This window comes from Mesotoga sp. Brook.08.YT.4.2.5.2. (genome assembly GCF_003351125.1).
In the GTDB taxonomy this organism is placed as follows: Bacteria; Thermotogota; Thermotogae; order Petrotogales; family Kosmotogaceae; genus Mesotoga.
The window spans coordinates 20,118-29,243 of the sequence record NZ_JPGZ01000013.1 but is presented as its reverse complement, the minus strand read 5'-3'; the positions used below and the strand labels follow the sequence as shown (position 1 = coordinate 29,243).

Annotated in this window: 8 protein-coding genes and 1 tRNA gene; 3 read left to right on the top strand and 6 right to left on the bottom strand. The window is 48.7% G+C overall.

Annotated elements, in window-relative coordinates; genetic code table 11:
* Positions 1-347 precede the first annotated feature (347 nt).
* Together Q502_RS04900 and Q502_RS04895 are read left to right on the top strand one after the other, a co-directional pair.
* Positions 348-572: a DUF433 domain-containing protein gene (locus Q502_RS04900; RefSeq protein ID WP_102819072.1), complete on the top strand. Its 225-nt coding sequence runs from the start codon at positions 348-350 to the stop codon at positions 570-572.
* Entirely contained in the window at positions 569-841 is a 273-nt protein-coding gene (locus Q502_RS04895; RefSeq protein WP_102819073.1) for a DUF5615 family PIN-like protein, read from the top strand. Before Q502_RS04900 ends, Q502_RS04895 begins: the two co-directional genes overlap by 4 nt.
* A gap of 557 nt (positions 842-1,398) precedes the next feature.
* On the opposite strand, the gene Q502_RS04890 is transcribed toward Q502_RS04895, so the two are convergent.
* Positions 1,399-3,507: a glycosyltransferase family 4 protein gene (locus tag Q502_RS04890; protein ID WP_258001918.1), complete on the bottom strand. Its 2,109-nt coding sequence runs from the start codon at positions 3,505-3,507 to the stop codon at positions 1,399-1,401.
* A 566-nt stretch (positions 3,508-4,073) separates the two neighbouring features.
* Between Q502_RS04890 and Q502_RS04880 the strand changes: the two genes are divergently transcribed.
* Positions 4,074-4,277 (top strand): hypothetical protein, encoded by a 204-nt coding sequence (locus Q502_RS04880; RefSeq protein ID WP_103134171.1) that lies wholly within the window; start codon positions 4,074-4,076, stop codon positions 4,275-4,277.
* Between the two features lie 48 nt (positions 4,278-4,325).
* On the opposite strand, the gene Q502_RS04875 is transcribed toward Q502_RS04880, so the two are convergent.
* The 5 genes from Q502_RS04875 to Q502_RS04855 all read right to left on the bottom strand — a co-directional run bounded on the left by Q502_RS04875 (position 4,326) and on the right by Q502_RS04855 (position 8,979).
* Positions 4,326-4,401: transfer RNA gene (locus Q502_RS04875), tRNA-Ala, on the bottom strand.
* Positions 4,402-4,663: 262 nt separating this feature from the next.
* Complete coding sequence (locus tag Q502_RS04870) at positions 4,664-5,218, bottom strand: pyruvate kinase alpha/beta domain-containing protein (protein WP_258001919.1); 555 nt, start codon at positions 5,216-5,218, stop codon at positions 4,664-4,666.
* Between the two features lie 13 nt (positions 5,219-5,231).
* Positions 5,232-7,229: a urocanate hydratase gene (locus tag Q502_RS04865; protein ID WP_374704104.1), complete on the bottom strand. Its 1,998-nt coding sequence runs from the start codon at positions 7,227-7,229 to the stop codon at positions 5,232-5,234.
* Positions 7,230-7,320: 91 nt separating this feature from the next.
* A complete protein-coding gene (locus Q502_RS04860; protein WP_102819077.1) occupies positions 7,321-7,854 on the bottom strand; it encodes a DUF6512 family protein in 534 nt (177 codons plus the stop codon).
* Between the two features lie 21 nt (positions 7,855-7,875).
* Positions 7,876-8,979, bottom strand: a complete 1,104-nt coding sequence (locus tag Q502_RS04855; RefSeq protein ID WP_102819078.1) for an aldo/keto reductase — start codon at positions 8,977-8,979, stop codon at positions 7,876-7,878.
* Positions 8,980-9,126 lie beyond the last annotated feature (147 nt).

Sequence of the window (9,126 nt, the reverse complement as noted above, 5' to 3'; positions counted from 1 at the left end):
TGACAACTTAGAGTAGCTGGCACGCTACTGGCCAGGATCTCGTTCTTTGAAACAGTTGCAAGTTCCAAGATGCAAGTTGTGAGTTATAAGAAGAAGAGCCAACAAACTCTCTAAGTCTCTTGAAACGCTCTTCTCGGTGGACTGTGGACCGTTGACGGACAACGTTGTTTTGAGCAGCGGTCAGCGTTTCCTGACGAGCCGATCTTTCAGCGTAAGCGGTCCGCTCCGCTCAAGAGGGGATTTATGAGCAAGAGTTAGAGGGCTGCCAAGAGCAGGTCTTCGCCAGTTATCGTCGATAGTTGCAGTGATGCTATAATTTGTTCAGACAGATCAAATGGAGGATTCTTATGACATGTTTTGATAGGATTGTCCTTGATCCTCATATATGTCATGGCAGAGCCTGTATAAAGGGAACAAGAATTCCTGTTTCTCTCATTCTAGATGAGCTTGCAGCCGGACATAGTTTCGAGGAAATTATCGATCAATATCCCTCACTAGCTCGTGAGGACATCATTTCCGCTATCGAATATGCATCTCTGCTTACGAAAGAACGAGTTGAAATTCTCCCTTGAAAGAGAAATTCAAGCTTGTTGAAAACCTTCCCAAAGCTTCTGTTGTGCTCTTTCGCGAGAACCACTTCGATGCCACGAACGTAACAGAAGAACAGCTTGAAGGCGCAACTGATGATCGTATTCTTACTATTTGCGGATATGAGAACAGAGTTCTCGTTACTCAGGATCTTGACTTCTCAGACATTACTCTTCTTAGTCGCACCGAAGTTCCAGGAATAATTATACTTCGTCTCAGAAGCCAGTCAAGAGAAAGTGTTTCGAAGCGCTAGGAAGACTAATCCCAGTTCTTAAAAGAAGCTTCGTAACGGGTAAGATAATGATTGTAAGCGAATGCAGAATAAGAATTAGAGAAGTATAGGAGTCCTCACGCAAATCGAGGATTAACCCAACCTTGGGAAGAGCAAAATGTGTTAACCTTAACGGTTATCCGAAATAGAGAGTTGCAGTGTCGGGATGCAAGTCGAATAAGAAACGGTTATACGTTATCGGTTCACCGTTCTCCGATAGTATCGGAAGATCGGTTCCGGCCCGTTGCGCCCAAGTTCCCCTTTCCGAAGCTAGGAACTTTGTTCTTGGTTAGTAAGAGCGGGAAGGTACGAGTTGAAGAGAGAGAAAGAGACAGAGGAGAGAGTTCTCGTCTTCTCGTGAGCGCAGCGAACGTCTCGAAAGATCCGTCTCGTCTTATCTTGATCATATCGGTGAACGTGCCCTTGTTATTCTATGGTTAACAACTGACGTCTCCTCAAAGCAACAACGCTGATTCAGAATCCTTCGAGGGAGTGTGTTGATCTGAGCAGAAGACCTTGAACTGCAGGAAAACGTATTGCTAATCTAAATAGGCGGCTGCAAACATTCTTGAGACTACAGAGATTGAGTATCTCTTGTATACAGTTTTACTTCCGTTTTCGGCGATCATCTTAAGTTTCCTGACTGAAAGCTCTTTATCAAGCAGGATCTCTCGAAGCTCTTTCCTGATCGTTTCCTCGCTGGTTGTATCAATCAGGAAGCCGTTTTGCCCGTGTCTTATGTAGCTTTTAACGCCGCCGCGTTTTGGTCCTATCGCAACAAAACCTGCTGCCATTGCTTCAAGTATCGCAATACCGAACTCCTCTTTGAACGAAGGTGCAATGTATATCGGCGGCCAGGGGATTGTTTTGACTTGCGAGATACTGTTTTCGAGGCATCTAATCTCATCATTGCTCATCGCAGGAAGATGGCAGAACCTTCCCCGAATTCTGTCGTTCATCTTCAAATAGTCCCTCATCCTAGCGAGTTCTCCGGCTTCAGTTTCATTCGGACTGTTGATATCTCCGCCGATCATTACAAGATTGAATGAAGTACACAAGTTCGAGCCACCCCATGCCTTCAAGAGCTTGATCTGCCCCTTTGTGGGATCTAACCTGCCCACACTTAGAAGAAGGGGCTTCTTGCTGAAGGATCTCTCGAGAAAGAACTCCTTGCTTTGATCAAAGAAGAGTGAGTAAAGCGGACCTTTAGTCCTGAAAGGGCATTCGTTGCGCAAAGATATCCCCTCGGGCATCATTTGGAGCTTCTTGGAAAAGTTATGCCGGTGCAGCTGCGGATAGTAGGAAAAGAGCTGATTACGACTGTCTTCTGCCCCTATTCCGAACAGCCGGTCACATTCATCGAGCATTGTCCAGGCAATCTCAACTCTAGAAGTTTCTGTAAGGGCCCTTGAAGGCTCAAGATCTATCAGATCGCCATTCTGGTTGGAAAAACGACGCTGTGGGTCGGGAGTGATCGTGAAGAAGGATCTGGCTCCAAGTTTTTTCGCCAATCGAAGCATCGAATAAGATGCAAAGTCGGAGAAGCGCATGTGAAAAAAAGCTGGCCTGATTTTGGCCATTGCGAGAATATCTCTAACGTTCGACTCGACCATCAGGCGATCGCGAAGGAAGCTGTCTGGAATCATCCTATCTAGCTCAAAGAAAGGAACATACATGAAGAAATGTCGATCATTTTCAGTGCTCAGTAGGCTTCTTTTCTCGAGGAGTTCTTTCACATCTATAGGGACGATTGTGATAACTCCCGGAAGGCTTTCGGCCAATCCATTCCCCAGTGTTCTAAGAAATGTTCCCATACCACCACTGGAGCCTTTCCCGGACTGAAGCGGATCACCGTAGAAACTGAATTGCACGAGCGGATCTTCAATCGCCGTGCCGTTTTTCAGATCCTTAAGCAGTCCATAGACTTGCTTCAAATACGGGTCAGAAATGAGAAGAGGACTGAGCTGAGAAAGATCGATTCCATGCTTCGCGGCTTTCACCAACGCCATCAAAACGAGAGACCGGTTAGACTTATCGATTTTACCTATCATATATCTTATGAGATCGCCATCTCCATCGGCCATACAGAGCAGACTGCAATGCGCCGTCTCATATCTGTGCCAAAGATTAACTAGAAAATCGGGATCAAAGAAGAATCTTCCCCTTTCAAGGGCGGCTTCGGCGACCACCGAAATTAGATTATCAGATGTTATTGACTCCGGTTTTTCATATTCAACAAGACGTGCAAGAAGAAAGTTGACTTCGTCTGAGCTTCCGGCAAGAGGTGAGATTGTTTCTGTACAAACCCTTCTCCTCTTTCGAACCTTTCCTCTTAATAGAGATGTGATCAGAAGCTCATCGTTTTTCCATTCCTGAGACTGTCTGCCAAATTCGTTGGGAGGAATCAGCTCACCAATTCTTATAGCCGACAATATTCTCATAAGACTGTTTCCGCTATCTGTCAATTCAGCAAGTCTGTCTCTGTTGTTCAGAGCACCGATCAATAACTGAAGAGCAGAGAATTCATCCGCTGTTGCTCTATTATTTCTCAGCTGACCCACTGCCGCTTCAACAGAGACTTTTCCTTTGTCGATCTTCTCCGCAATTTCCTTAGCTAGATCAACCAGCCTTCCATTGTCATCTTTCACTTCCTCACCTCTTGATCGATCATAACAGCAGCCAAATCAGCAATCACTGCTCAGAGAGACTCTGTTCAATCATCTTGAATGACAATTGCCCTCAGTCATACCCCAGAGGGTCGTCTCAGACGGGTGGAAGAGCCAATGCCTAGAAAGCGCCTGGGGATGCAAGATCGACTTCGTCGGGAAGTGATGCTAATTGATTGACGCAAGGCGCCGAAAAGCATCGGCGGACGCAATGCCGGCGAAGAACATGCCGGGACGCAAGGCTGGCGAAGACCACGCCAGGTCGCAATGCCCGGAGAAACGTCCGGGGACGCAAGGCCCGCTTCGCGGGGAAGCTTTTGTTGGTTCAACGTTGTCTTTAGCAGCGATCAGCGGGTTCACCGTTTTTTAGCGTGCAGCGGTTCTCTCCAGCGTACAGCGATCAGCGGGTTCACCGCTTTTAAGCGTACAGCGGAACTTCTGGCGTATAGCGGATCTTCAGGGCGAGATCCCGTGCAGGTACCCTGAACAGGTGCACATCAGGGCAGGCTCTACGGGATGACTGTCTTTTCTTACTTCACGTAGCTGGCGTGGTTCAAGCCAGGATCTCGTTCTTTGAAACAGTTGCAAGTGACAAGTCGGGTTGTAGAGCAAGAGCCAAGAAACTCTCTAAGTCTCTTGAAACGGTCTTCTCGGTGGACGGTGGACCGTTGACGGACAACGTTGTTTTGAACAACGAACAACTATTTCTTCTGCTTGCAACTGACAATGTGAAACTTGGGACTGCTTCTTAGGAAGTATGAAGCTGAACAGCAAAGAAAAAAGGGGAGTAATCTCCCCTCTGGTGGAGCCGAGGGGATTCGAACCCCCGGCCTCCGCCTTGCGAAGGCGGCGCGCTCCCAGCTGTGCTACGGCCCCACATAAGAATGATTATAGCCTGAATCATCCAGGAATTCAATCAGTCGGGAAGACAAAAAGGGCTACGCAAGGTTCACAAAGCCCCTACTATTCCCCTCCAAGTCATGAACACCCATACTCTCCGCAACAACTGGCTAAAAACCGAGAGCCTAAGTCAAATTAGGAGATTCCGAACCTTCGGAACTCACGCTCGAGCAGTTTCACTTCTGATGAGCGATTGATTTCGAGAGAATCAACGCGCTGTGCATTTTGTGTTAGCTGCTTACAGGCTCGACGGAATAGCTATGAGCTCGCCGAACTTGAAGAGGCTAAGATCATTTGAGTGGCATGCCTTGATTATGTAGGCCGTATCGATTCCATGGTTCGTTCCTCCGGCTGTGACTACCCACTGGTCGGTTCTGATCATTCCCGCATCTGCAGCCATGATCGCTATCTCAACTGCGACCTTCGTTCCCTGGCCGAAAAGGCGGAGCGCAGTAGCAAATACTTGAGGCGGATAGGCACCTCCTGCAGACTTCACGAATACTCCGTCGATCCCTCTGAAAAGGTGGGTAGCGGTCAGAATAGAGTGCCTCGTTCCGGTATACAGTTTTTTTACTTTTTGGTCGAATTCGTCTCCATCCGGTTCTCTAAAACCGACGCTATGAGTAACAATTGTCAGCTTGATGGAATCGGGGACGGTCTCATAAGCCAGCTTTGCAACCCGCCCGCTGGTCGACGGCAGAATAACGTCCTTTATGCCACCTTCTGCCGATCGCTCGAAAATCCTTTTGAGAAGCTTTCTTGTCGTCTCTTCGTCACTCTTTGCGAAATACATTGTCAAGGGTGTATCACTCCTTTATCACTGTTTTCACGGCCCTGCGAATGATCTCGTCATCTACTAGATAGGGGAGAGTGATCTGCTCATTCCCCACTCTCTCTCTGTTGAAATCCGCAGCCACGGAAAGAGCGTTTTCGTTTCTCGCCCAGGCTCTTCTGGCAACTCCGCTCATCACATCCCAGGGTATCGACGTCTTAATAATTTCGTCCACTCTCTCGCTTCCGTCGAGAACGAGTCCGAATCCTCCGTTTATGGCCTTTCCAATTCCCACTCCACCTCCGTTGTGAAGTGCGACCAGACTCATGCCTCTTGCGGCGTTTCCTGCGAAGCATTGGGTAGCCATATCCGCCATTATATTGCTTCCGTCTTTGATATTCGATGTCTCTCTGAACGGGGAGTCTGTCCCTCCGGTGTCGTGGTGGTCTCTGCCTATCATTACCGGTCCTATCTCTCCGCCCCTTACCATTTCATTGAACTTCAAAGCGATATCGCGTCTGCCATTGGCATCTTGATAAAGTATTCTTGCCTGAGTACCGACGACCAGCTTGTTTCTGTCGGCATCTCTAATCCAGATGTAATTGTCTCTGTCCTGACCACGACGATCTGGATCTATGCAGCTCATTGCGGCCGCATCGGTCTTTAGCAGATCCTCTTTCTTTCCGCTCAGGCAGACCCATCGGAACGGGCCGTATCCGTAGTCGAAAAGCATGGGTCCCATTATATCCTCAACGTAGGAGGGGAAGATGAATCCCTCCGAGGTATCGTTACCGTTCCTAGAAATCTCTTTGGCTCCGGCATCGTATACTGCCTTCATGAACGAGTTGCCGTAATCGAAGAAGTACGTTCCCCTTTCGACGAGCAGCTTTATGTAATCAAAATGCCTAATCAGTGATTTGTCGACCAGCTCCGCGAATCTCTTCTTGTCGTTACTGAGTAGCTCTGTCCTCTCTTCAAAGGTCAGACCCTGGGGGCAGTAACCCCCATCGTACGGAGCGTGGCAGGACGTCTGATCGGAAAGCAATTCTATGTGAATGTTGTTCTTGACCGCATATTCAAGCAGATCAACGATGTTTCCGAAGAAGGCGATCGCAAGGCTCTCTTTCTTCTCCGCCTTTTCCTTTGCCAGGGCGAAGGCGCTCGATGGATCATCGACTATTTCGTCGATCCAGCCCTGATCAAGTCTAGTCTGAATCCTCGATCGATCTACTTCGGCGATTATTCCCACTCCGCCGGCTATCTTCACTGCCTTTCCCTGAGCACCGCTCATTCCGCCGAGCCCCGAGGAGACGAAAAGGTGTCCGCGGAGATCGCCGTCATCCGGGATACCAAGCTTCTGCCTTCCAGCGTTAAGGATTGTATTGAAGGTTCCGTGAACTATTCCCTGTGGCCCTATGTACATCCAGCCTCCAGCCGTCATCTGTCCATAGTTAGCTACACCCAGCGCCTGGGCTCTTATCCACTGCTCCTGGTCGTCAAACATCCCGATCATGAGCGCATTGGTGATTATCACCCTGGGACTGGTCTTCTTTGACCCGAATAGACCAAGTGGATGGCCGGACATAACGACGAGTGTCTGTTCGTCGCTTAACTCTTCTAGATATCTCTTTATGAGCCTGTACTGCATCCAGTTCTGGCATACCTGTCCGGTCTCCCCGTAAGTCACCAACTCGTAGGGATAGAGGGCCACATCGAAGTCGAGGTTGTTGTCGATCATTACCTGAAAGGCCCTTCCTTCAATGCACTTTCCTCTGTATTGGTAGATCGGTCTGCCTTTTATTTCGCCTTGAGGCCGATACCTGTATCCGTAAATCCTCCCCGTTGAGCGCAGCTCTTCGAGGAACTCGGGCGCAAGCCTTTCGTGAAGTCTTGTTGGAATGTAACGCAGCGCGTTTCTCAGGGCCAGTTCGATCTCGTTCAGCGAGAGGTTCAGCTCTCTCTTGGGCGCTCTCCTGATCCCAGGCTGGAAGACTGGATCGGGCGGCAAAGTCTCATCTAGTTTGATTTCCATTGATTCGTAGATGTCTCTTCCGGAAAGCACAATGAAACCTCCTTCTCTTCATGTATTCAGTTGCTCACTTCTCGATCATCACTTCTACACGCTAATTGGTTCCGTATTCCCCAGTGATTGAGTCTCTGAAAGGCTCCCAACGCGCCGGTATAAATGTGAACAGCACAAAGGCAGCACCTAAGAAAATCAGTATGACCAGAGGAATCCACTCTGCAACCCTGCTTACATTGAACTTTGAGACTACGTTATATGATATGATCTGACCGAGAGCCACAGCAAGGGCCATTAATAGTATATCAACAATGAGATTGTGGTGGATGAAGAGCGTGTAGAAGTAGAAACCCCCGAGAATTGTGGCGCACATCACGTAGATGCCGAGAGTCTTTCCCACAATCAGCACGGGTATTGGCACCTCCTTGCAAAAGAACAACTCCACTGCCAGCAGAATAAGCCCCGGAATGAAGACCATTTTCAGGTGTTCCCAAATGCTCTCATTAACCGGAGAGATTAAGCCTACGATTGCATTACCTCCGCTCCATCCGTAGACCATATGGAGAAGCACCCCAAAAAAGAATACGAAGAAGAAACCCAGTACTTCCAAAGGAAAAAAGCTGATTCTGCCCACTTGAATCACCTCTTTAATCGACTACCAGACATAGCCCTCCCTTATCTTCGATCTGGCAATCCTGAGTTTCCTGGGAATATCTATTCCATATGGACAACGCTCGACACAGATGCCGCAATCGTTGCAACTGTCAACGCCGGGAACGAGAGACTTATACTCAGCGATCCCCTGCTCCTCGCTTCCAAACCAGTGGGCTAGTCTGTCTCTCAAAGCGTAATCCGCTGCACTTATGATCTTGCCATCCAGCATCTGTCTATCGTAACGTCCTTCGGCGAGGAAGAACCCGGGAATGTTGATCCCCTCAGGGCAGGGCAGACACTTCATGCACTGTCTACAAACGTAATTGCCGAGTTCGGGCGCCTCTGCAAAGAGATGGTCGAGTTCGGCTGCAGTGAACGGCCTTTTCTCAATCAGCGTGAGATCCTCTTCCAGCTGCTCGAGGGTGTTGATTCCGCTCACAATGCAAGAAACGGGGAGCGTCATTGTGTACCTGAAGGCGTCCTCAACGCTTTTCCAGAGATACCCGTCGGCCAGCGCCTTCATCGCGATTATTCCTATATTGTTGCAAACGGAGAAAGGGATTACCTTCGTTTCAATCTCGGGAAAGTTGAACCTATCGTAGTAGTTCATTTGAGTCATGAATAGATCGAAAGGATATTCTTTTAGTGCCTTCAAAAGCGTACCGCCGTAACCGTGGCTCGTAATTCCTGCGTACCGCACAAGCCCTTCGCTCTTTGCCCACTCCACGGTCTTGAGTGCGCCGTTCGGCGAAGTGATCGCCTCCCAGTCGCCGCTTTTCGTTACTGCGTGAAGAAACAGGATATCTATATGATCCCTTCCAAGAGCTTTGAGTGTCGCAAGAAGATCGCTTCTTGAAGACTCCTCATCTCTGCCGCCCGTCTTGGAAGCCACGATCACCCCGTCCTTGGGCAATGCTTCCGATAGCTTGCGCTCGGAGACCCCATCGCCGTACGATCTTGCTGTTTCGAAGTAATTTCCTCCGGCCTCGAGATAGCGATCCACTATCTTTCTCACTTCTTTCAGTTCAATCTCGAGAAGATGGAAGCCTCCCAACCCCAGAAGGGAGATCTGTAAATCTGTCTTGCCAAGTCTTCGATACTCCATAATCACACCCCCGATTCCATGTTACTACGCACTTACCCGATTCCCGACTTCTTGCACCATTCTCACTTTAGGGGATCATCTATTTTAGATAAATGAAACACAGAAAAAAGCTCGTCGAAATCGACAATAGAAGTGAACTCACAATAG